This is a genomic window from Sphaerospermopsis reniformis (genome assembly GCF_005402885.1).
GTDB lineage: Bacteria > Cyanobacteriota > Cyanobacteriia > Cyanobacteriales > Nostocaceae > Sphaerospermopsis > Sphaerospermopsis kisseleviana.
Genome location: NZ_BJCE01000019.1, coordinates 1 through 22,089, shown reverse-complemented (window position 1 = coordinate 22,089; position 22,089 = coordinate 1). Strand labels below are relative to the sequence as shown.

Here is a 22,089-nt window from a genome sequence, read left to right as displayed (position 1 = left end):
CCTAATTAAACAGCTTTCAAAATCTCATCATCTACAGAAAAATCAAGTTCTGTTTTATCTTGTCCACTGGCTAAATAATCATTGTTTAAAGAATCTTGTAAACCAGAAATTAAATCATATTCTGGTTGCCAATTTAATTCAGTCATCGCTTTATTTACCGATGCAAAAAAGTGTTGTACCCGCATGGGGAAAGCTTTACGTTTACCAAAATCAAACTTTTTGGGATCGTAATGTACTATTTTAAGATCAGCGGCAGATTTACCAGCAGCGATCGCACAAGCACGGGCTAAACCATCAAAAGTGACAAAGCGATCGCCTGACACATTATAAATCTCACCAATGGCTTTTTCATTACCAATCACCTGTAACATCGCCTGTGCCAGATCCTTAACATGACCTAACTGGGTAATGTGCATCCCATTTCCAGGAATAGGAATCGGGCGATCGCGGACAATTCTATCAAAAAACCAGCTTTCCAAAGGGTTATAATTCTGAGGTCCGTAAATATAAGTTGGACGAATGGAAGTAAAAGGAATGCCTAACTGTTGTAAGTAAGCTTCCGTTTCATGCTTACCTTTGTGACGACTTTTCGGATCAACAGCATCACCTTCAATGTGGGGCATTTGATCAGACTTTAAATATACCCCAGCCGAACTCATATAAACAAAATGCTTCACCCTACCATGAAAAATTTCCGCTAACGGTTGAGTATCAGCCAGTTCCCGACCATTATTGTCAAAAATGACATCAAAACTTTCCTGTGATAACTTATCCTTTAACTGAGTTGGGTCAGTGCGATCGCCTATAATCTGTCCTACACCATCAGGTGCGGGATGATTACCACGATTAAACAAAACCACATCATGGCCAGCTTTTACCAGCAGTTGAGTCAAGTAGACACCGATAAACCGAGTCCCACCAATAACCAGAATACGCATAAAATCCCAAATCCTTATAAACACAGGTGACAAAACACCCCTATTGTTGAGATTATCAGGTAATTGGTGACTGGTGATTGGTAATTGGGGACTGGGTATTGACACTCTGCGCTCCTTTAGGATCGCAGATTCTTAGTTCAACGAGTCCACTTAGCTGAGATCCCTTACGGTGTCTAACAAGCGATGAATCATAAAACTCTTGTGGTGCGGGCATCTTGCCTGCTACTGGTGTACTTCACTTATATGAAATCTGCTGTAAATAGGTCATAGCTAATATAGGACTCCTATTTGATTTTTGAACAAACTCAGTAAACCTTTATTACTTCTTTTCTGTTCCCTATTTCCTTTTCCCCGCCTCTACGAGTAAATTCATAAATCAAACCGAATTGCTATAGGTAATTAATTATATTTTTCCCAGTCACCAGTCACCAGTCACCAGTCCCCAGTCACCAGTCCCCAGTCCCCAGTCCCCAGTCACCAGTCCCCAGTCCCCAATTAATATGTCTTCAAAATATGCCTTAGTTCATGAGTGGCTAACACCCAAAGCCACAGGAGGTTCAGAACTCGTAGTCAAGGAAATATTAAATTATGTAGATGCTGATTTATATGCCTTAATAGATTTTGAATCTACCAACCCAGAAAGTTATCTTTACCAGCGTCAGATAGGCAAAACCTTTCTGCAACATTTACCCTTAGCCCGTCAAGGGGTACAAAAATATTTACCATTGTTACCATTAGCAATCGAACAGTTAGATTTGCGTCAATATGAGGTAATTTTATCTTCATCCCATGCAGTAGCTAAAGGAGTCCTCACCACTCCAGATCAACTGCACATTTGTTATTGCCATAGTCCAATGCGTTATGCTTGGGACTTGACCTTTGATTATCTCAACCAAAGCAAACTAGGAAAAGGTGGAATTGGATGGATCACAAAATACTTATTGCATAGTTTACGTCAATGGGATGTATTGAGTGCCAACCGCGTTGATTACTTCATCGCCAACTCCCAGCATACAGCCCGCAGGATTTGGCGTTGCTATCGCCGAGAAGCAAAAGTCATTTACCCACCAGTAAACATCGAAAACTTGCCCTTCTGCGCTGAAAAAGAGGATTTTTATCTGATCGTTTCCCGATTGGTGACTTATAAACAAGTATCCTTGATTGTTCAGGCTTTTAATCAACTCAAACGACCATTGGTGGTGATTGGTACAGGACCGCAAATGAAACAACTGCAAGCGATCGCCAGTCCTCATATCCAAATACTCGGATGGCAACCTGAGGATATGGTAAAAACCTATATGGCTCGTGCCAAAGCTTTTGTATATGCAGCTTGTGAAGATTTTGGCATTGCCTTAGTAGAAGCACAAGCTTGTGGTACTCCTGTTATTGCTTATGGTGCTGGTGGTGCTTTAGAAACCGTGCGAGATATTCGCACTTGTATGGACACCGGAACAGGTATATTCTTTAAAGAACAAACAGTAGCAGCTTTGGTGGAGGCCGTAGAAAAGTTTGAAGCCGATCAGGATTTTTTAAAATCTGAGTATATAAAATTACACGCCAGTCAGTTTTCGAGACAGGTTTTTGCAGATCGTTATCTCGATTTCCTGAATCAGTGTCAAGAAAAAAGACCTTCCCTGAAATAATATTCAGGATTTTTGTATTTATTTTCCAAGCTTTTGGGAATTTCCCCCCAGAATCACTGCCTTTTAGCTTTAAGATTGGGACTATGTGTGGTGTGGATTATTAAGGAGTATGATGACTGCCCAGAGTTCACTTCTCTCCGGCAAGCGATACCCACGTAAAGATGCTAATGCCTCGACGCATACTTTAGTCAAACGTGGTCAAAAATCAAAACCGCCCAAGATCAAACCCAGAGGTTTATCTGATCAGGGTTTAAACGGAGAGTTAGCCAAACGACTGTTCGATATTGCATTTTCTTTGTCGGTTTTGATCTTGTTTTTCCCGATATACATAATCTTGGCCTTACTGATTGCTGTAAGCTCACAAGGTCCAATTTTTTATATCCAAGAACGAGTTGGTAAAAACTATCGTCCCTTTAAATGTATCAAATTCCGCACAATGGTAACAAATGCGGATGAAATACTCGCCCAAATGATGGAAACTTCCCCAGAGTTACGTCAAGAATTTACCAGCACTTTTAAACTGAAAAAAGACCCCCGGATTACCAAAATTGGTCACTTACTGCGAATTACCAGCTTAGATGAATTTCCCCAATTTTGGAACGTTTTAAAAGGGGATATGAGTGTAGTAGGTCCTCGCCCCCTAGTAGCGGAAGAATTGTCCAAATATGGCTCTCATATTAATGAAGTTTTAACCATTCGTCCAGGCATTACTGGATTATGGCAAGTATCTGGACGTAATGATATACCTTACCCCCGGCGAGTCCAAATAGACCTACACTATGTTAAATTCAGAAATTTTTGGCTAGATTTATGGATCATCTTGAAAACCATTAATGTGGTAATCATGCCTAAAAATAACGGGGCTTATTAACGCCCTATGGCTAACGCCACACTCCCCTATCAGGAGTATGGCTAATGCCAAGCCCCGCACCTCAGCAGTTCAGCAGCCTAATAAAACCACTGGCTTAATCAAAAAATGCTACAACTTTTATTGTTAACTTGATTAATTCTTCAGATAAATCTATAGTTTATTTGGTTTTTACCAATCTCAGAAAAATTATTAGAAAAAAGCCTGAAACCCCTTGAGATCAAGTTTTGGATCTTGGCAGACAAACTTAACCGCTTTGTTTTTATAGATAATGGAAACCTAACTTGTTAAAAAGGTTTTTCTTAAGTATAGTAGTTAACATTTGATCTTTAATAGCAACTAAGACTTGTATGTTTAAAATCAGGCAATTTGATCAATGAGTTGCTAATTCATCTAGTATTGCCTGTAAATTTTACAACTTCAACAACAAGAGATAATTGGGAATGACAGAAAAAAAACGAGCGTTGATTACTGGTATCACAGGTCAAGATGGTTCTTACTTGAGCGAATTTTTACTAGAACAAGGTTATGAAGTTCACGGAATTATCCGCCGTACCTCCACCTTTAACACAGATCGCATTGATCACATTTACGAAGATCCACATAAAGAAGGTGTAAGATTATTTCTACACTACGGCGATTTAACTGATGGTACTACCCTGCGCCGCATTTTAGAAGAAGTTAAACCCACAGAAATTTATAATTTAGGCGCTCAATCTCACGTTAGAGTTAGTTTTGATTCTCCTGAATATACAGTAGATGCTGTAGGGATGGGAACTCTTCGTTTATTAGAAGCCATCCGCGACTACCAACACCGCACAGGGATTCAAGTACGGTTCTATCAAGCCGGTTCTTCGGAAATGTATGGCTTGGTGCAAGCAGTCCCCCAAAGTGAAACAACACCTTTTTATCCCCGCAGTCCCTACGCTTGTGCAAAAGTTTATGCTCACTGGCAAACTGTAAATTATCGAGAATCTTATAACTTGTTTGCTTGTAACGGTATTCTTTTTAACCATGAATCACCTCGTCGGGGTGAAACATTTGTTACTAGAAAAATAACTAGAGCTGTTGCCCGTATTGTCGCTGATAAGCAAAAAGTCTTATATATGGGTAATTTAGATGCTAAACGTGATTGGGGTTATGCCAAAGATTACGTAAGAGCAATGTGGCTGATGTTGCAACAAGATCAGCCCGATGATTACGTTATTGCTACAGGGGAAACTCACTCAGTACGGGAATTTTTGGAATTAGCATTTGGTTATGTTAATCTCAACTGGCAAGATTATGTTGAATTTGATCAACGCTATCTCAGACCAGCAGAAGTAAATTTGTTAATTGGTGATCCTACAAAAGCACGACAAAAGTTAGGTTGGCAACCTTCTGTAACCTTCAAAGAACTTGTTTCTTTAATGGTAGAAGCTGACTTACAAGCCCTTGGGCATACTTCCCCTAATGGCAATGGTTCAAAACAACCCCAAGATATTGCTACTATCCGTCAAGAATTAGGAACTCTGCATTTTTAATTAGGTGACAGGTGACAGGTGACAGGTGACTGGGGAATATTTTTGCTGAAATCCTGAAATCCTGAACTTCTGAACTCCTGACTCCTAAACCCCTGTTTATTCCAAAATCTAAAATCCAAAATTGAATGACTGGCTTAGAACTAAACAATAAACGTATTCTTGTCACTGGTGGTTCCGGTTTTCTAGGCCGTCAAGTGATAAACCAACTGTGTCAAGCTGGGGCAGACCGTGAGAAAATTACAGTACCGCGATCGCGTGATTGTGATTTGCGAGTTTGGGAAAATTGCCAACGCGCAGTTGAACAACAGGATATAGTCATTCACTTAGCTGCTCATGTCGGTGGAATTGGCCTCAACCGTGAAAAACCCGCAGAGTTGTTCTATGATAACTTGATCATGGGTACTCAGCTAATTCATGCGGCCTATCAAGCAGGTTTAGAAAAGTTCGTTTGTGTGGGTACTATCTGCGCTTATCCTAAATTTACCCCAGTTCCTTTTAAAGAAGAAGACTTGTGGAATGGTTATCCAGAAGAGACTAACGCTCCCTATGGAGTAGCTAAGAAGGCGCTTTTAGTGCAACTGCAATCTTACCGTCAGCAGTATGGGTTTAATGGTATTTACCTACTCCCTGTGAACTTATATGGTCCTGAAGATAATTTTGATCCTAGAAGTTCTCATGTTATTCCAGCTTTGATCCGCAAAGTTCACGAAGCGCAAACCAAGGGAGAAAAACAACTTCCTGTGTGGGGTGATGGTTCTCCTACCCGTGAATTTTTGTATTCTACAGATGCAGCACGGGGTATTGTTATGGGTACTCAGTTTTACAATGAATCTGATCCTGTTAACTTGGGTACAGGTTATGAAATCTCTATTAAAGATTTGATTACTCTGATTTGTGAGTTAATGGAATATGAAGGGGAGATTGTTTGGGAAACTGACAAACCCAACGGACAACCAAGACGTTGTTTAGATACGGAAAAAGCCAAGGAAGCGTTTGGTTTCACTGCTCAATTCAGCTTTGAAGAAGGGCTAAAAAATACGATTGAGTGGTGGCGCAAAAATGCTGCATAGGTAAAAATCTAGCAGTTTTATCTCGTTTATCTCGTTCCCAGTCTCTGACTGGGAATGCCATCAATTGACAATTAACAATGGACAATTGACAATTACCCTTGAATGAAACAATTGTCAATTATCAATTATCAATTATCAATTATCAATTCACCTGTCAACTGTTACCTGTTCGCACATTGCTAAAAATTGATTCACAGCTAAACAAAACAGAACTTAGACGTAGTTTGCTAAGAAAACGTCAATCTATGACTGTTCAAGATTGGCAAAAAAAGAGCGATCGCATTTCTTCACAACTGCAAAGTTCGCCTTTATTTACCCAAGCAACCACCATCCTCGCCTATTTCAGCTTTCGTCAAGAACCTGATTTAAGTCCACTGTTTACGGACTCGCAGCGTAGTTGGGGTTTTCCTCGTTGTGTTGGTGAGTCTCTATCCTGGCACTTGTGGCAACCAGATGATATACTGCAAACCGGTAATTATGGTATTACTGAACCACACCCGGAAGCACCAACTATAAATCCTACAGAAGTCGATTTAATTCTTGTCCCTAGTGTAGCTTGCGATCGCCAAGGATATCGTTTAGGTTATGGTGGTGGATATTATGACCGTTTGTTGAGTTCTCCCATTTGGGCTAACATACCCACAATAGGCGTAGTTTTTGATTTTGCCTATTTCCATCAACTCCCCTTTGATAATTGGGATAAATGTTTACAAGGTGTTATTACTGAATCGCAAATTTACATCCGATAAAATCGGAGCGGCGGGATTCGAACCCACGACCTCCACTACCCCAAAGTGGCGCGCTACCAAGCTGCGCTACGCCCCGTTAATTTAACTTTTAGATTCTTGATCTTAGATTTTGGATTGGGGATTTTTCCAAATTTGTGAATTTAGATTGTGAATCTAACCTTTATTAAGTCACTTTCCTAAATATATCAAAAGTCGAAGGAAAACGCAAGGGGGTTTTTCAAAAAACTTTCAGTATCGCTGCTGCTGCCACCAAACCCGGTACTGCATCAGCATCCCATTGTCCTTCTGCACATCGCCCAGTGTTGAGGATCAAGCGTAAACTATAGGAGTGGGGATAACCTTCTACCTCCATCCATAATAAATCGCTTTCGGCTTCACAGGCAATTTTTTCTTCATCCATTAATTCTGTCGCTAAATGCTTCATAGTATCCACAAGCTGGTTTAATAAGCGACAAAAATCATCTAATTCAACCTTGGTTAATTCAACCGCCCAATTATCTGTACCAACTAAACCTTGAAATTCTGGTGCGTCTGGATTCCAACCTATACGCCAACCAGTTCCGCTTTTAATTACCTTTTGCATTAGTCATTAGTTATTAGTCACCAGTCACCAGTCCCCACGCCCTACCTTGGAGTATTAAAAATATCAACCAGGACTTGTACTAGCTTATTACGTTGGTTGCGGGTGAGTTTAGCTATAGCAGTGCGATCGCCCTCTAATGGATTTTGCTTTAAGGAATCATTACCCGGATAGGAAGCTTCATATATAACTTCATTTGCATTCAAATAGTCAGCTAAAGTTAGTTTCCAATCGAAACGATATATAGGCACTCTACCTTTTACATAAATGTGATAACGAATCAACCGACTAGCTAAGGTGTTATTTTCAGCCACCTTGCCAGTTTCTTTACTGATATATTGATTTTCTTTTGACAGGTCGGGTAATTGCTGATACACTAACTGCCAAATATCACTAGGGCTGATTCTCTGGGCTACAGCAGGTGAGATGCTCAGAAAATCGAAGTTTCCTGAACCGAAAATCAATACACTCAGAGTTATTATTGTAATTATCAGTCCTGATTGAAACCGCAAAAATAAAAGTTTTTTCTTTTTCATTGATTGATTTTACGATAAAAAAACTGGGAATAGGGAACTAATGACCCATTCCCAGCATCATGTCAATTACAAATCGCCGATAATTTCCGGCTGAGTTAGTTCATCAGACATCTCAATAATGGCTCTAAGTACAGGTTTCATCATGCTATCTTCATTATTTTCAAAATCTTCGTAACGCCGACGCTTGGCACGATTAGCTACTTGCACAGTAATCCGATAGCGATTTGAAGCGGCGCTAATAAGATCCTCGGCACGGTGCATAATTTGAGATTGGGTTGTCTCGAACTTGGAACGCTTGAGCATAATTTGTGTTTGTTAGGATTCTCACCCAGTTTAGCAGTACCAAAAGAAACTGAGAAATTGGAATTGTATATATTATAAATAACACAAAAATTTTTGATCTGTACTTATGTCTAAAAAGAATTTTATCACTTCCCAAAAATCTCTGTTATTCATACTCGGCGCGAGTCTAACTACTTTTTTTAGTTTATCCATCCGACCCTCACAAGCGGGAAATATACCCCGTCCTTCCGATGCACCACTAGAACTAAATTTATTGACTACTCCCCAAGGTTCTGTCATCACAGCTAACACTATTAACTCCAAAAGTTTAACGATCCCTAGTTTGTGGTGGGCTAAGGAAATTTCTGAAAATAAACTTTTAGATAACTGGATAGCATATCCAGCGTCTGAAAATGAATCAGCCCGTGTAGACTTGATCGTAAATCAGCAAATTTGGAGTTTATTAGATTATCTAGAACGCTACCGATTTGTGCATAGTCTGGGTAATTATACTCGTAATTTGGGTTATAACATCCGCGTTTTCAATTATCAAAAAGAAATGTTAGCAACTTACACCTGTAAACTGGATTTAAATCCAGACCTATGTAATATCCAAATGACCAATCAAAGTAAGTTGGGTTTACCAATTGAGAATTGAGAATTAAGAATTGATAATTAGGGGTTGCTGATAGCGTAGCGTGGCGTTAGCCATATAACTCTGAAAACTTTACAGGCAAAGGGTTTTAGCTATTTTAACGTTCAAAAAGTGTAAGCTTTTAAGCCTTCCTGTTCGCACTGATTTACCCAGTTTTACTGCTGCTTCTTTGAGTCTTTGAGCATAGGTAGTGCGATCGCCTGCTTCTAATAAACTTTGAATAACCTCCATTTTTAGTTTCGCTGTTACAGCAGGGTTTCAATAGTTTTGATTTTTTGTGACAATATTCTGTTAAATTGTCAAATAATTTGTCCGCGTTGCCAAACTACCTAGACCACAGCGACAAAAATTGCATCAATCAGATCGGGTGATGGGGAGGAAAAGATTTTTCCCAGTCCCCAGTCTCCAATCACCAATCACCCATTTCCTAAAAACTGTTACAGTCTATAACGCGATCGCAACATAAGGTGGGTTACGGTGTTAGTATGCCCTAAAAACGTTGAGAGAAAACCTTAACCTTATGGCAACTCTAACTGGACAAACTCCCCTCTTCGGCGGTAGCACTGGCGGTCTACTTAAAAAAGCAGAAGTAGAAGAAAAGTACGCTATCACCTGGACAAGCCCCAAAGAGCAGGTTTTTGAAATGCCTACTGGTGGCGCTGCTACAATGCTAAAAGGCGAAAACTTGCTTTATTTGGCTCGCAAGGAGTATGGTATCGCTTTAGGCGCTCAACTCCGCAAATTCAAAATCACTGACTACAAAATTTACCGGATTCTCCCCAGCGGTGAAACCACTTTCATTCACCCTGCTGATGGTGTCTTCCCTGAAAAGGTAAATGCTGGTCGTCAAATGGTGCGCCACGTACCCCGCAGAATTGGTCAAAACCCCAGTCCTGCACAACTCAAGTTCAGTGGTAAAGCTACCCACGACGCATAAGGTCTAGTTACTAGGGACTGGGGACTGGGGACTGGGGACTGGGAATTGTAGATAATGATAAATGCTGATAATTTATCATTCATCTTCTATAATCATCCTCACACCCAATCACCAATCCCCAATCCCTAATCACCAGATTATTTATGATTTTCCCCGACTTCCAACAATTTACAAAACTCGCTCAACAAGGTAATTTTGTTCCTGTCTATCAAGAATGGGTAGCTGACTTGGATACCCCTGTTTCTGCTTGGTACAAGGTTTGTGCAAGTCAACCTTACAGCTTTTTGCTGGAGTCGGTGGAAGGTGGTGAAAAAGTAGGAAGATATAGTTTATTGGGTTGTAACCCGCTTTGGATTTTAGAAGCAAGGGGAGATCAAACTACCCAAACCTATAGAGATGGTTCACAGAAAGTTTTCACAGGTGATCCGTTTAATGTGTTAGCGGAATGTTTAGCACCTTATCACCCAGTAAAATTACCACAGCTACCTTCAGGAATTGGCGGTTTATTTGGGTTTTGGGGCTATGAGTTAATCAATTGGATTGAACCCCGTGTACCAATTCATGCCCAAGATGAGCGTAATCTTCCTGATGGGTTATGGATGCAAGTAGATCATTTATTGATATTTGATCAGGTAAAACGCAAAATTTGGGCGATCGCCTACGCAGATTTAAGGAATAATGAAAACTTAGAAATTGCTTATCAAAAAGCGTGCGATCGCATTCAAGAAATGGTAAGCAAATTATCCTTACCCATATCACCAGAAAATACTAAATTACCTTGGACATCTCCCCAAAATAAACCCAAAGCTGGAATAGAAGAATACACCAGCAATTTCACTAAAAAAGAATTTTGCGCGAGTGTAGAAAAAGCGAAAGAATATATTAAAGCTGGCGATATTTTCCAAGTTGTGATTTCTCAAAGATTATCCACAGAATATAAAGGTGATCCTTTCGCTCTATATCGGTCTTTACGCCAAATTAACCCTTCACCTTACATGGCGTTTTTTAACTTCCAAGACTGGCAAATTATCGGTTCTAGTCCTGAAGTGATGGTGAAAGCAGAACGAGATGAAGAAGGAGGAATTATTGCCACAGTTAGACCAATAGCAGGAACAAGACCAAGAGGAAAAACCACAAAAGAAGATGAAGCTTTAGCAGCAGATTTATTACAAGATCCTAAAGAAGTTGCTGAACATATCATGTTAGTAGATTTAGGAAGAAATGATTTAGGAAGAGTGTGTGAAAATGGCACAGTTAAAGTAGATGAATTAATGGTAATTGAACTTTATTCTCATGTCATGCACATTGTGAGTAATGTAGTAGGTAAATTAGCAGAAAATAAGACAGCATGGGATTTATTAAAAGCGTGTTTTCCTGCGGGAACAGTAAGCGGTGCGCCGAAAATTCGCGCAATGGAAATAATTAACGAACTAGAACCAACCCGCAGAGGAGTATATTCTGGGGTGTATGGATATTATGACTTTGAAGGACAATTAAATAGTGCGATCGCTATCCGCACAATGGTATTAAATAATCAAACTGTTACTGTCCAAGCAGGTGCAGGTTTAGTAGCAGACTCCGAACCAGAAAAAGAATATGAGGAGACATTAAATAAAGCCAGAGGTTTATTAGAAGCAATTAGATGTTTGCGATAAGTTCTGCTAGTTAAAAAATGCTGGTTAAAAATCAGAGAAAACTACAATAAAAAATGCACACAGACACAATCTTCTACCAAATATTCCTGACATTTCACACCCTATTATTTGAAATACTGGGTGAACCAACAGAAAATGCCAAAGATTATCAATTCACCTCTGTAGAAGTGAAAGAAAAAGCATTTAGATTTGATGGGATTTTTATGACAGATAATGTAGAAAAACCCATCTATTTTGTGGAAGTGCAATTTCAACCAAAACCAGACTTTTACTGGGAATTAATAGCAGAAATAAACATTTATCTCAATCAATTTAAACCTGTACAAGATTGGCAAGCAATAGCTTTATTTGCAAAACGGAGTTTAGACGTAGGAGAACTGACAGCTTATCAACAAGAATTTATTAACAGTGGGAGAATTAAAAGAATTTATTTAGATGAATTACCACCAGGTTCAATAGGAATGGGGTTAATTGAGTTAATTGTCAGTAAAGAAGCACAAGCACCAGAATTAGTGAAAAACCTCATGGACAGAACCAAAACAGAAATTGAGGATGACAACGAAAAACAAAGTATTATAGAATTGTTAGAGACTGTTTTATTGTCAAAGTTTTCACAATTAAGCCGTCAGGAGATAGAAGCAATGTTTTTAGTGAGTGATATTAAGCAAACAAGAGTATATCAAGAAGCAAAGCAAGAAGGTAAACAAGAAGGTAGACAGGAGGGTAGACAGGAAGGTAGACAGGAAGGTAGACAGGAAGGTAGAAAAGATGAAGCAATCAACTTACTATTAAGGATGTTATCTAAGCGGTTTGGAAAGTTGGGTGATAGTTATATTCAAAATCTCAATATTTTGAATATAGAACAATTGGAAAAACTAGGAGAATCATTATTAGATTTTAAAGACATTAATGATTTGGAAATGTGGTTACAGTCTGAGATCAGTCAGTAATAAATAAACAGATCCCCGATTTCTGTCATCAATTTATGATTTATAGACATGATAGTGAAAGAAGTCGGGGATCTAAAACTTACTCTAAACCCTACTTTTTATAAGCATTCATCCAATGCAGTAACAAACCTAAACCCCAACCCAAAAGCGGGAAAATAGCCCAAAAATAACCAGAACCAGTGAACAAGTTTAACAAAATCAAAAACCCGTTAACAATCAAAAAAACCATGAAATGTGATTTAAACTCTTGCTGTTTTTGATGATTAGACATTGCTTCTTTTTTCACTTCTACTTGTTTTTTTAACCATTCATTTTCCGCAGCAATGAGAGATTCCGAAGAAACCCCTAATTCTGAAGCAATTTCTATTATTTGTTCTCGCGTAAATTCTCCCTGTTGCTTGCGTTTAAAAGCAACTTCTAAAATTTGCTGCATTTCCTCTGAATTGTAAGTCATTATCAATACCTAATCTGGTAAAAAATACTTTTGACATTTACATCTGAAGCGGTAGAAATACAACCTTAAAAAATATTTGACCTTGTTGTTAAAAACAATTTCGCTAAATATTCTATCTTTTACATATTAGTTATTACAGTATTTTAAAAGACAATATTATCAAAGTTTAAGAAAACGAACCGCAGAGACGCAGAGAACGCAGAGAAATTTTGGACGTTGAAGTTATTTTTAAAACTGTTACCTGTCACTTATCATCTATACCATCCCAAACGGAAAGAAACATCAGTAACATTAATTACGGATGCAACCAATTTATAACAATATTCTAATTGACTGGGATAATAAGGTTGAAAAGGTTCACTTAAACTAATGGTTAATCTAAATTTATCCGGTTCAAAGTTTTCTAAGTTTAGTTTTTCGATCACATCTTCACAGAAATATATTCCCTCTTCTAAAACGTTTAGTTTCTCTATCCACACCGGATCAGTAATAGGTAAATCATAAGAATTTCCACATAAACAAAACAAACATCTAAAATTTTTTTTATTTTGTGAATTATATCTCACCTCCCATTCTAACACCTCTGGATTAATCATCGCTAAGGAAGATTTAAGAGGTGTATTTTGTAAATCTTCATAACCTATCTGTTTATCAAAATTACCTAATAATTTTGGTTCTGAAGAACCACGTTTAATTTCTGGTTTGATTAAATTTTTAACTTGTTCTAAACTTGCTTTCCCTAAAATCTGCCATTTATAACTATAATGAATTAGGTAATTTTCAGGATGATGACATTGCGGTTCATGTCTAATAAAAGGAATCCTAATAACATCAAATAATTCTGGTTCTTGACCATCTCTAGTCATGAAATGTTCTGGATATAAAGTACCATTTCTTCTATTAGAAATTGGCCGCAACCATCCAGAACCATCGGTTTTTATCCCCGCAATACAAATTCCACCATGTTTAGTAGATTTTGCTAAACAGATAATATCAAATGTCAACATCTTATATTCTCACTTGCACCTTACTTGTTACAGTAATAGTAAAATGAGAAGATTTGAAAATTGAACAGTAAAACTACTTAACGCTTAAACAAAACCTAAATATATCCGTGTCTGAGAATATACTCAAAGATGATGAATCTTGATACTTTTATCTAACTTACTATCTAACTTACCTTGCAAATATTCAGCTACTAACCGCCGATGACAGTTATGGGGTTTAAGTTCACTACACAACAAACAACTTTTATCTATCATATCTATAGATAATTTCTTTTCAATTTGTCGTTGTGAAATCAAAAGATTGAATTTTTCCTCATAGACATCCCAAGTTATTTGCTTTTTTTTATAAGCATCTAAAATATCTTGAGTTGGTGCTAAATCAAGAATATGGATATATTCAATATCTGCAATTTTACGCAGAAAATATTGTAAATCTTGCTTTTTTGCAAATCCCGCAAGTTGGGAAACATTGTTTAATCTGGTATCAATCACTCGTTTAACACCAGATTTTATCAAAGTCTCAAAAAATTGTTCTGCTTTCTTTTGAGTAAACCCAATCGTAAATAAATTAACTTCTTGATTTTGCTTATTCATGATCATCCTTATTTTCTGTATACGCGACTTTTTCACCTTGTAATTGATATGCTTTTTCTACTAACTCTGCACGGTTAAACTGTTTTTCAATAGTTTGGTTAGACCGCATATCAAACAGAGAAAGTTGTTTAGCAGAACTTTGATTTTCTGGTAATAAATCATATAAAGTATGGAGTTTTAAAACTCGATTTTCTAAATCTTTATTAGATTCTAAATCTCCATTTTTAAGAATATGATAAATATTCAAACCTGCATTTTTTAAATGAGGAGAAACCAAAATTGCCCGATGACAAACAATGGGATCTTGTTCTGCACACATTAAACTAATTTGGAATTTTTGCGAACCTTGAATCAAACGATTTAAACCTAATTTAAACGCTTCCGTCGCAGCAATTAAATCATATCTGGCCATTCCATCTACATAACAACTTCTATCACTAGGACGCGCACCTAAATTATCACCCAAAGGAACATAAGCAATATTGACAGTTTTCAATGCTGCTTTTAAATTTGATTGATTAAACTGAGGAAACCTGCGACTATAGGGACTAGAACGCACATCAGCTAAAGCGGTAACATCGTGTTTTTGTAATAGTTCAATAAAAGATTCTATGGTGTGGTTGGAATGTCCAATAGTAAAGGTTTTCATAGAGGTTTTATTAAAATCCTGAAAAATGATTATATCATTTATATTACCCAAATATCCCAAAATATTTGTAAAAACATCTGCGTTAAATTACCATCAGAGAAATTACTTAACTAATAATACCAATCAGAATTTTCACCAGGTTTGAGCATACGACGGGAACTCATAATCTAACTTTGGGAAGAGATGATACTGATTGAACAATCATAATTGTATAATAAAAGAAGTACAGTATATTCATAAATATGAACACAACACCCTCCCCCAGTGAAAGAGATGAAATTCTTAAACGGTTAAACAAAAACCGTCATCAATTATTGGATTTATATAAAAATCAATATGTTGCTTATAATTCTAATGGGATAATCGCACATAGCGAAAATTTACAAGAAGTTTTAGAATTAGCTAAAGCTACAAAACAGAATTTTTTAATTTATTTAGTTCCTCATCACACCGCATCTGTACAAATTTTACCAATTCGTTTCCGAACTGTTGCGCGTCATGATTGGCAACCCAATTATAGTGTTAAATTAAAACATGGAAATATAGAATTTTCTGCAATAATGTTAGTAGATTCTGGTGCTGAATTGAGCTTAATTTCTTTGAAAGTAGGTCAAGATTTAGGTTATGCTTTAGCTGATTCAGAATCAACTTTGTTAGCAGAAACTATTGGTGGTAGGGTTGAGTATGTTTTACGTAATGTAGAAATGACAATTGATGGATATAATTTGATTGCTCCTGTAGCATGGTTACAAAGTAATACGGGTGGAGAACAATTATTATTAGGTCGAGAAGTTGTATTTGATAAGTTTAATATTGAATTTAGACAAGCTGAGGAGAAAATTATTTTCTCATGGTGTGAAAACTTGCATTGATAACATCCAATTTCTTGGGTTTCCTTACGTTAACCTAACCTACTACTACGGGTCATAATTTGTCTGAATCAGGATATCCCGGATTTAAGGATTTACAGGATTCAGACAATTACATCTTGAAATTACTTCAATCAGTGAAAAACCACGCTTAGACATCATGGAAGCAGCAAGTCAACAAGTAATTGCTAACGGAATCACACCAGAAATTTTAGAATCAATTCTCAATGATGAAAACTAACCGTATAGTATATTTTAAGCAACCTGTAATGGTTTTTTAGGCAGCATTTTCGGTTCTGGTAATACTTTATTTTCTTCCTTCAACATCTCCACAAAAATCTCAATTACTTCCTGACCATTTCTAGCAGCTTCCTCATAAGTTCTACCATGTGTATGAAACTCTTGCCAGGGAAACTCAGGTAAGTGAACTAAAAAAAGTTGATCTTCCTCTGACCATTGAATTACCATACTGTAGTGATAGTTCATTCTTCACTTTCCTTATTTTCTAAGTTTTCCAATTCTTTAAGCTTTTTCAGCACCCGTTGAATATTTCTCTCTAAATATAGCGGCGCATCATCCCCATCTTTCCCTGGTATAGTTAAAGGTTATTCAGGTAATAACGGATGTTTCCAATAAGTATGACTTCCTTTACCTCTACCTGGTTGAAGGACATACCCAACTTTTACAACCATTGCTTTCAATTCTCTGATCTTCTTCGGCATTTCCTCTTAGCACCCTGCTGGTTTATATTTTATTCTATCCCTGTCAAAAATTGATCAGCAATTTTAAATTATTATTCTACGGATACAATCATAAAACTATAATATTATCATTCCCTAATTACGTCTATGAACACCATCAAAGAACAACTAATTGCAGCCATAGAAAACACTCCAGAACCGATACTGGAACAAACCCTAGACTATCTCGAATATCTCAACACCAAAACAAATACCTCCACCATCAAATCAACTAATATTTCTGTAGAAGATGGAGAACCAATATTACGCGGATCTAAAGCCAAAGATTTGCTCAAATTTGCTGGAACTTGGCAAGGTGACGACTTCGAGAAATGTCTTCAGCTTGTTTACGATACCCGATCTGAAACTGAATTTTAATGTATCTTCTAGACTGGGTTTAAAATGCGTTCTTATCCTATACATCCTCAAATCCTGGACATCCTGATTCAGACAAATAAAGACAAAAAAAAGCGGGCTAACCGCTAATGCTTGGTTAACCCGTTCAGCTTTGGGAACGCGCAGAGAAATTCTTATTGCAACACCAACTTAACGTTAGCGTTTTGCAGGCCGCGCTGTTTTACTTCAGCCAAAGTTTTGTTAACGGCGTATTTTTGGTTAATGGAGTTGATCAACTCGGTTTGGTTGTGCTTCTTAGCAACGCCCCACAAATCAGCGATTAAATCAAAAGAACCATCGCTATTGCGAGACCAACCTAAATCGTACTCGCCTTCCAATACAGCAACGATGTCGGAACGAACACGCTGACCGTTATAACCACGAACATCAGCTTCAGTCTTTACGCTAATACCTAAGTCGCGCAAAGAAGATTTGAGGATTTCGGCATCGGTGATTTTGGTACGCAGAGTGCTAAAGTGAGACATTTGGGTTTCCTCCAATGAGAAGATTGATGAGAAAAACGACAACGGTTTCTTTTTCAGCGAAGCCGCATTAATTTGGGATTAATTGGGAAGCGGCTTTTTTTTCGTAACCTGTTAGCCTTGTGAGCTAACCTTTCCCCTCTGGCATACAGAGGAAAGCTTTTAAAACTCCATGCGCTGATATTCAGCAACGGAGGCTGCGGCGGGTCTAGCACGCTGTCTGGCCCAGTCTCTTAAAGCTGTGACCTGTTCTTGCATCGTTCGTGACAGCGGCAAAGTTGACTTCAATGCAGCAATAATATCTAATTGGGTGAACTCCCGATCCTGGGCAAAAGCTTCATACATCGCCGCAACGATCGCCTGTTCAATTTCTGCCCCTGAAAAACCGTCTGACATTTTTGCTAGTTGTTCTAAATCAAATCTAGCAATATCTTCCCTTCTTTTAGTCAGGTGAATGTTGAAGATATCCTGACGTTCTTCTGGTGTGGGCAGATCCACAAAGAAAATTTCATCAAAGCGACCTTTTCTTAAAAACTCACCCGGTAAACGTTCTACCCGGTTCGCAGTCGCCATTACAAATACTGGAGATTTCTTTTCCTGCATCCAGGTCAAGAAAGAGCCAAAAATTCTACTTGATGTCCCCCCATCAGAATCACCAGAACCTGCACTACCCGCAAAAGATTTATCCAACTCGTCGATAAACAGAATCGTTGGGGAAATTGATTCTGCTGTTTTCAGGGCATTTCGCAGATTTGCTTCACTTCGACCCACCATTGAGCCATCGTAAACTCGCCCCATATCTAAACGCAAGATTGGTAAACCCCACAAACGGGAGGTAGTTTTGGCTATCAGTGACTTTCCACAACCAGGAACACCTAAAATTAACATCCCTTTCGGTTGCGGCAAACCATACTCTCTAGCTCTTTCTGTGAAAGCGTTGGAGCGTTGTTTGAGCCACTTTTTCAACTCCTCTAAACCGCCTACAGCTTCAATAGTTTCATCTTCTTCGATGTACTCTAAAATACCGTTACGGCGTATGAGTTGTTTCTTTTCTGATAAAACTATATCAACTTCATCTTCCGTCAACCGCCCCGTTGTTACCTGAGCCTTACGATATACTTTCTCAGTTTCATCTTTAGTTAGACCTAAAGCTGCTCTCAGCAGTTTTTCTCTAGCCTCGGTAGTCAACCGTCGTCCACGATGCTGCTCTTGATGTTGAGTTAAAACTTTATTCAACTCAGACATATCCGGCAGTTGGAAGTCAATAACAACAACTTCTTTTTCTAGTTCTATTGGTACCTGTTGCACTGGAGACATCAAAATGATGTTCTTTTGCATTCCCTTAAAACTAGCGATCGCATCCCGAAGCGATCTAGTTGTTGCCGGAGCATCAATAAAAGGATGTAAATCTTTAAGAATAAATATACCGGGTTCTTTCTGTCTAATGATCCACTCAATCGCCGCCTCTGGAGAAACGGTATTGTGTTGAGTTGTACTCCGGGGTTGACCGTATTCCACAATGCCGTGAGTTACTGTCCAAACATAAACTCGACGTTGAGGCTTTAACAATTGAGAAATTGTGTAGATTGCTTGCTCTGCCCGTTCTTCCTCGGAGGTCACAAGGTAGATTAAAGGGTATTGAGCTTGAATGAGTATGTTTAGCTCTTCTTTCATATCTATCGACCTACTTGAGACCTTATAGAGACAGTACAATCATCGCCGTTGGTCAGAACAACCAAATCTATTATTAATTCATCCATTCATAATTCCTAACTAGCAAGGGACTAATTCTTCCTCACCCTTGGGATGGGTTTCATCTTCTTCCATCTCCTCAATGGATAGATGTTCTTGACCAATTAGTCCTGGCTGATTACCCAAAGCTACTAATTCCCCGTTACGTAAAACAAGTGAACTTTCACAAGCGGGACAGGAATAAACCCTGTGAGTTCTGCCGTAAGAAGACTCTTCCAATTCTTCAACCAATTCTGAGTTAGTCAGGTAGAAACTGAGCGCTCGTTCCGCTAGGTCTGACATCGGTTCTGAGTCAACAGCAGAACGAATTTTTAATCTTCTGTGCAATTCCGGCGATAAATATAACGTAACCTTCTGCTTAGTTTGCATACGACTTTCTAGTGGTCTTACCCGGGTATGTATCTTACGTTATCGGTTCTTTTATTTCTTGTCAACCCATTCAGACGTTTTGATGGCATTTTTGTAATATTTCTTAATAATAGGAGGCAGGAGGCAGGATAATAAGAATAAATTTCTTGCCTGTTCCCTGTTCCCTGAAAATAGTAATTTATATAACAATAAACCTAAGAAATAAAACGGTGTAAAAAGAGAGTCTATTTAGCCGAATGTATGAGAATAAAGTCTAATCAGACTTGAGCTAAAGTCAATAGGGGTAAAGGGTGTGATTATGTCTACTGCTGCCGTCGAAACTTGTAATTTGAGGCGAGTCATCGGTTTACTAGTCTCCAGTGTTGGCACGGCTATACTTTGTGGGGGTTGCAGTGCTAATGGCTTTTGGACATCTGAACAGAAGTGGGAAACATACCAAAATCCCCGTTATGGGTTTGAGTTTCCCTATCCGAGTAACTGGACTGCCATTACATCAGACAACAACGATGGAGTAATATTTGTTTCATCACAAAGCCAAGATACAAAAATTCGCGCTTGGGCGAGTAATGATTTACCAAAATTACAAAACCCAGAAACATCAAAACAGATAGACCAAAACTTTAAAACGGATCAGGGTATATCTGGGGTGCTAGTGGTAGAAGTTGGTCAACAAGTCAGTTCAATGAAACTAACTATCAATCAAGAACAAGTCAACTATCACTGGCAAGGACAAACGAGTAGTAAAGAGTTTAAAGATTACTACCGCTTGTTTTACTACATTGCCAAACAGTACAAAATTAAGTGATTGGTGATTGGTGATTGGTGATTGGGAAAAATAAAATTGATTACCCAGTCCCCAGTCCCCAGTCCCCAGTCCCCTTAATCAAGAATTAATGAACTAGAGGGGACAGAAACCTGGTAGATTTAGCTATCAGCGAGTAAAAACTGGTAAAGATGAAAGTCCTGGTTATTGGTGGCGATGGGTATTGCGGTTGGGCAACCGCACTTTACCTTTCTAATCGAGGTTATGAAGTTGGAATTCTAGACAGTTTGGTGCGTCGGCACTGGGACAATGAACTCGGTGTTGAGACTCTAACCCCAATTGCACCAATTCAACAACGTCTCCAACGATGGAAAGATTTGACTGGTAAATCTATCGACCTATTTATCGGCGATATTACCAATTACAGTTTTCTGCACAAAGCTTTGCATCAATTTCAGCCAGATGCCATAGTGCATTTTGGTGAACAGCGTTCAGCGCCATTTTCTATGATTGACCGTGAACACGCGGTACTCACTCAGGTAAATAACGTCGTGGGTACGCTGAACCTGCTGTACATCATGCGGGAAGATTTCCCAGATTGTCATTTGGTGAAATTGGGAACTATGGGTGAATATGGAACACCCAATATTGATATCGAAGAAGGCTATATCACCATTGAACACAACGGACGTAAGGATACATTGCCCTATCCTAAACAGCCCGGTTCAATGTATCACCTGAGCAAAGTTCACGATAGCCATAATATCCACTTTGCTTGTCGGATTTGGGGTTTACGAGCCACTGATCTGAATCAAGGTATTGTTTATGGCGTTCTGACCGAAGAAACTGGTATGGACGAACTTTTGATCAACCGCCTTGATTATGATGGTGTGTTTGGTACTGCACTTAACCGTTTCTGTATTCAAGCTGCAATAGGTCATCCTTTGACTGTTTACGGTAAAGGTGGACAAACTCGCGGTTTCTTGGATATTCGGGATACAGTGCGTTGTATTGAACTGGCGATCGCCAACCCAGCCCAACCCGGAGAATTTCGCGTATTTAACCAATTCACTGAATTATTCAGCGTTGGTGACTTAGCGTTAATGGTGAAAAAAGCCGGTAACGCAATGGGGCTAAATGTGGAAATCAATAACATTGACAACCCCAGAATTGAAAAAGAAGAACATTACTTCAACGCTAAAAACACCAAATTGCTGGATTTAGGCTTGCAACCTCATTATCTCTCTGATTCTCTACTTGATTCACTGTTAAACTTTGCGGTCAAGTATCAGAAACGAGTTGATAATAATCAAATTCTGCCTAAAGTCACTTGGCACAGATAATTAGGTGACAGGTTACAGGTGACAGGTGACAGAGAGCAGGGGAAGCTGGGGAAGTAAGGGAAGCTGGGGGAGAAAATTAAAAGACAAAAGTTACAATTTTCATTTCTCCTGCCCCCTGCCTCCTGCCCCCTGCCTCCTGTCCCCTTTCACCCCTGTCCTATCCCCCCCGCCCCCTCTTCTGCACTTCTGTCACTCTCCTCCTTTCCCACGCGCTGTAGTTCATGTCTCATACTTTCATCTCTCCTATCTTCTTTTGTCTGCTCATCTTCAACTACCCATCGCCAC

27 protein-coding genes and 1 tRNA gene are annotated in these 22,089 nt (G+C 38.6%); 13 read left to right on the top strand and 15 right to left on the bottom strand.

The window, feature by feature from the left end; all coding sequences use genetic code 11:
* Nucleotides 1-5: 5 nt before the first annotated feature.
* On the bottom strand, nucleotides 6-938 hold the full coding sequence (locus FFR48_RS04755; protein WP_137666547.1) for an NAD-dependent epimerase/dehydratase family protein: 933 nt from the start codon (nucleotides 936-938) through the stop codon (nucleotides 6-8).
* Nucleotides 939-993: 55 nt separating this feature from the next.
* Entirely contained in the window at nucleotides 994-1,152 is a 159-nt protein-coding gene (locus tag FFR48_RS04750) for a hypothetical protein (RefSeq protein ID WP_162501842.1), read from the bottom strand.
* Nucleotides 1,153-1,438: 286 nt separating this feature from the next.
* Between FFR48_RS04750 and FFR48_RS04745 the strand changes: the two genes are divergently transcribed.
* The 5 genes from FFR48_RS04745 to FFR48_RS04725 all read left to right on the top strand — a co-directional run bounded on the left by FFR48_RS04745 (nucleotide 1,439) and on the right by FFR48_RS04725 (nucleotide 6,791).
* Nucleotides 1,439-2,581: a glycosyltransferase gene (locus FFR48_RS04745; protein WP_137666526.1), complete on the top strand. Its 1,143-nt coding sequence runs from the start codon at nucleotides 1,439-1,441 to the stop codon at nucleotides 2,579-2,581.
* A 112-nt stretch (nucleotides 2,582-2,693) separates the two neighbouring features.
* The gene (locus FFR48_RS04740) at nucleotides 2,694-3,452 is read left to right on the top strand and encodes an undecaprenyl-phosphate galactose phosphotransferase family protein (RefSeq protein ID WP_137666546.1); all 759 of its coding nucleotides are present in this window, start codon (nucleotides 2,694-2,696) and stop codon (nucleotides 3,450-3,452) included.
* 440 nt (nucleotides 3,453-3,892) lie between these two features.
* Nucleotides 3,893-4,972 (top strand): GDP-mannose 4,6-dehydratase, encoded by a 1,080-nt coding sequence (gmd, locus tag FFR48_RS04735; protein WP_137666525.1) that lies wholly within the window; start codon nucleotides 3,893-3,895, stop codon nucleotides 4,970-4,972.
* 125 nt (nucleotides 4,973-5,097) lie between these two features.
* Nucleotides 5,098-6,042 (top strand): GDP-L-fucose synthase family protein, encoded by a 945-nt coding sequence (locus FFR48_RS04730; protein ID WP_137666524.1) that lies wholly within the window; start codon nucleotides 5,098-5,100, stop codon nucleotides 6,040-6,042.
* Between the two features lie 176 nt (nucleotides 6,043-6,218).
* On the top strand, nucleotides 6,219-6,791 hold the full coding sequence (locus FFR48_RS04725; RefSeq protein WP_137666545.1) for a 5-formyltetrahydrofolate cyclo-ligase: 573 nt from the start codon (nucleotides 6,219-6,221) through the stop codon (nucleotides 6,789-6,791).
* A 2-nt stretch (nucleotides 6,792-6,793) separates the two neighbouring features.
* Here FFR48_RS04725 and FFR48_RS04720 read toward each other — a convergent pair.
* The 4 genes from FFR48_RS04720 to FFR48_RS04705 all read right to left on the bottom strand — a co-directional run bounded on the left by FFR48_RS04720 (nucleotide 6,794) and on the right by FFR48_RS04705 (nucleotide 8,210).
* Nucleotides 6,794-6,867: transfer RNA gene (locus FFR48_RS04720), tRNA-Pro, on the bottom strand.
* Nucleotides 6,868-7,008: 141 nt separating this feature from the next.
* The gene (locus tag FFR48_RS04715; protein ID WP_137666523.1) at nucleotides 7,009-7,374 is read right to left on the bottom strand and encodes a DUF1818 family protein; all 366 of its coding nucleotides are present in this window, start codon (nucleotides 7,372-7,374) and stop codon (nucleotides 7,009-7,011) included.
* A 41-nt stretch (nucleotides 7,375-7,415) separates the two neighbouring features.
* On the bottom strand, nucleotides 7,416-7,907 hold the full coding sequence (locus tag FFR48_RS04710; protein ID WP_190346862.1) for a hypothetical protein: 492 nt from the start codon (nucleotides 7,905-7,907) through the stop codon (nucleotides 7,416-7,418).
* Nucleotides 7,908-7,973: 66 nt separating this feature from the next.
* Nucleotides 7,974-8,210, bottom strand: a complete 237-nt coding sequence (locus FFR48_RS04705) for a DNA-directed RNA polymerase subunit omega (protein ID WP_096570468.1) — start codon at nucleotides 8,208-8,210, stop codon at nucleotides 7,974-7,976.
* Between the two features lie 106 nt (nucleotides 8,211-8,316).
* Between FFR48_RS04705 and FFR48_RS04700 the strand changes: the two genes are divergently transcribed.
* Nucleotides 8,317-8,847, top strand: a complete 531-nt coding sequence (locus tag FFR48_RS04700) for a hypothetical protein (RefSeq protein ID WP_137666522.1) — start codon at nucleotides 8,317-8,319, stop codon at nucleotides 8,845-8,847.
* Nucleotides 8,848-8,916: 69 nt separating this feature from the next.
* Here FFR48_RS04700 and FFR48_RS28890 read toward each other — a convergent pair whose 3' ends face one another.
* Entirely contained in the window at nucleotides 8,917-9,075 is a 159-nt protein-coding gene (locus FFR48_RS28890) for a hypothetical protein (RefSeq protein WP_201277574.1), read from the bottom strand.
* A gap of 289 nt (nucleotides 9,076-9,364) precedes the next feature.
* On the opposite strand from FFR48_RS28890, the gene FFR48_RS04690 reads away from it, so the two are divergent.
* The 3 genes from FFR48_RS04690 to FFR48_RS04680 all read left to right on the top strand — a co-directional run bounded on the left by FFR48_RS04690 (nucleotide 9,365) and on the right by FFR48_RS04680 (nucleotide 12,386).
* Entirely contained in the window at nucleotides 9,365-9,781 is a 417-nt protein-coding gene (locus tag FFR48_RS04690; RefSeq protein WP_096570464.1) for a photosystem I reaction center subunit II PsaD, read from the top strand.
* A 143-nt stretch (nucleotides 9,782-9,924) separates the two neighbouring features.
* Nucleotides 9,925-11,436 (top strand): anthranilate synthase component I, encoded by a 1,512-nt coding sequence (gene trpE, locus FFR48_RS04685; RefSeq protein WP_137666521.1) that lies wholly within the window; start codon nucleotides 9,925-9,927, stop codon nucleotides 11,434-11,436.
* 53 nt (nucleotides 11,437-11,489) lie between these two features.
* Entirely contained in the window at nucleotides 11,490-12,386 is an 897-nt protein-coding gene (locus FFR48_RS04680; RefSeq protein WP_137666520.1) for an Rpn family recombination-promoting nuclease/putative transposase, read from the top strand.
* 91 nt (nucleotides 12,387-12,477) lie between these two features.
* On the opposite strand, the gene FFR48_RS04675 is transcribed toward FFR48_RS04680, so the two are convergent.
* From FFR48_RS04675 to FFR48_RS04660, 4 genes are all read right to left on the bottom strand, one after another.
* Entirely contained in the window at nucleotides 12,478-12,840 is a 363-nt protein-coding gene (locus FFR48_RS04675) for a 2TM domain-containing protein (RefSeq protein ID WP_096570458.1), read from the bottom strand.
* A 251-nt stretch (nucleotides 12,841-13,091) separates the two neighbouring features.
* On the bottom strand, nucleotides 13,092-13,847 hold the full coding sequence (locus FFR48_RS04670) for a dual OB domain-containing protein (RefSeq protein WP_137666519.1): 756 nt from the start codon (nucleotides 13,845-13,847) through the stop codon (nucleotides 13,092-13,094).
* Nucleotides 13,848-13,970: 123 nt separating this feature from the next.
* The gene (locus tag FFR48_RS04665) at nucleotides 13,971-14,441 is read right to left on the bottom strand and encodes a DUF488 domain-containing protein (RefSeq protein WP_096572771.1); all 471 of its coding nucleotides are present in this window, start codon (nucleotides 14,439-14,441) and stop codon (nucleotides 13,971-13,973) included.
* Nucleotides 14,434-15,090 (bottom strand): DUF488 domain-containing protein, encoded by a 657-nt coding sequence (locus FFR48_RS04660; protein WP_137666518.1) that lies wholly within the window; start codon nucleotides 15,088-15,090, stop codon nucleotides 14,434-14,436. Before FFR48_RS04660 ends, FFR48_RS04665 begins: the two co-directional genes overlap by 8 nt.
* Before the next feature lie 242 nt (nucleotides 15,091-15,332).
* On the opposite strand from FFR48_RS04660, the gene FFR48_RS04655 reads away from it, so the two are divergent.
* Nucleotides 15,333-15,962, top strand: coding sequence for a retropepsin-like domain-containing protein (locus FFR48_RS04655; protein ID WP_137666517.1), 630 nt, complete (start codon nucleotides 15,333-15,335; stop codon nucleotides 15,960-15,962).
* A 252-nt stretch (nucleotides 15,963-16,214) separates the two neighbouring features.
* On the opposite strand, the gene FFR48_RS04650 is transcribed toward FFR48_RS04655, so the two are convergent.
* A complete protein-coding gene (locus FFR48_RS04650) occupies nucleotides 16,215-16,445 on the bottom strand; it encodes a type II toxin-antitoxin system HicB family antitoxin (RefSeq protein ID WP_137666516.1) in 231 nt (76 codons plus the stop codon).
* A 362-nt stretch (nucleotides 16,446-16,807) separates the two neighbouring features.
* On the opposite strand from FFR48_RS04650, the gene FFR48_RS04645 reads away from it, so the two are divergent.
* A complete protein-coding gene (locus FFR48_RS04645; protein WP_096570449.1) occupies nucleotides 16,808-17,077 on the top strand; it encodes a hypothetical protein in 270 nt (89 codons plus the stop codon).
* Nucleotides 17,078-17,229: 152 nt separating this feature from the next.
* Here the strand turns inward: FFR48_RS04645 and FFR48_RS04640 are convergent, their stop codons facing one another.
* From FFR48_RS04640 to FFR48_RS04630, 3 genes are all read right to left on the bottom strand, one after another.
* A complete protein-coding gene (locus FFR48_RS04640) occupies nucleotides 17,230-17,580 on the bottom strand; it encodes a DUF1257 domain-containing protein (protein ID WP_048868763.1) in 351 nt (116 codons plus the stop codon).
* Nucleotides 17,581-17,739: 159 nt separating this feature from the next.
* Complete coding sequence (gene ycf46, locus FFR48_RS04635; RefSeq protein ID WP_096570447.1) at nucleotides 17,740-19,251, bottom strand: stress-responsive protein Ycf46; 1,512 nt, start codon at nucleotides 19,249-19,251, stop codon at nucleotides 17,740-17,742.
* Between the two features lie 99 nt (nucleotides 19,252-19,350).
* On the bottom strand, nucleotides 19,351-19,698 hold the full coding sequence (locus FFR48_RS04630; RefSeq protein ID WP_096570445.1) for a slr0373 family blue light stress response protein: 348 nt from the start codon (nucleotides 19,696-19,698) through the stop codon (nucleotides 19,351-19,353).
* A 298-nt stretch (nucleotides 19,699-19,996) separates the two neighbouring features.
* Between FFR48_RS04630 and FFR48_RS04625 the strand changes: the two genes are divergently transcribed.
* Nucleotides 19,997-20,503 carry a hypothetical protein gene (locus tag FFR48_RS04625; protein ID WP_096570443.1) on the top strand — a complete coding sequence of 169 codons (507 nt, stop codon included), beginning with the start codon at nucleotides 19,997-19,999 and terminating at the stop codon, nucleotides 20,501-20,503.
* A gap of 149 nt (nucleotides 20,504-20,652) precedes the next feature.
* Nucleotides 20,653-21,804 (top strand): NAD-dependent epimerase/dehydratase family protein, encoded by a 1,152-nt coding sequence (locus FFR48_RS04620; protein WP_096570441.1) that lies wholly within the window; start codon nucleotides 20,653-20,655, stop codon nucleotides 21,802-21,804.
* Nucleotides 21,805-22,089 lie beyond the last annotated feature (285 nt).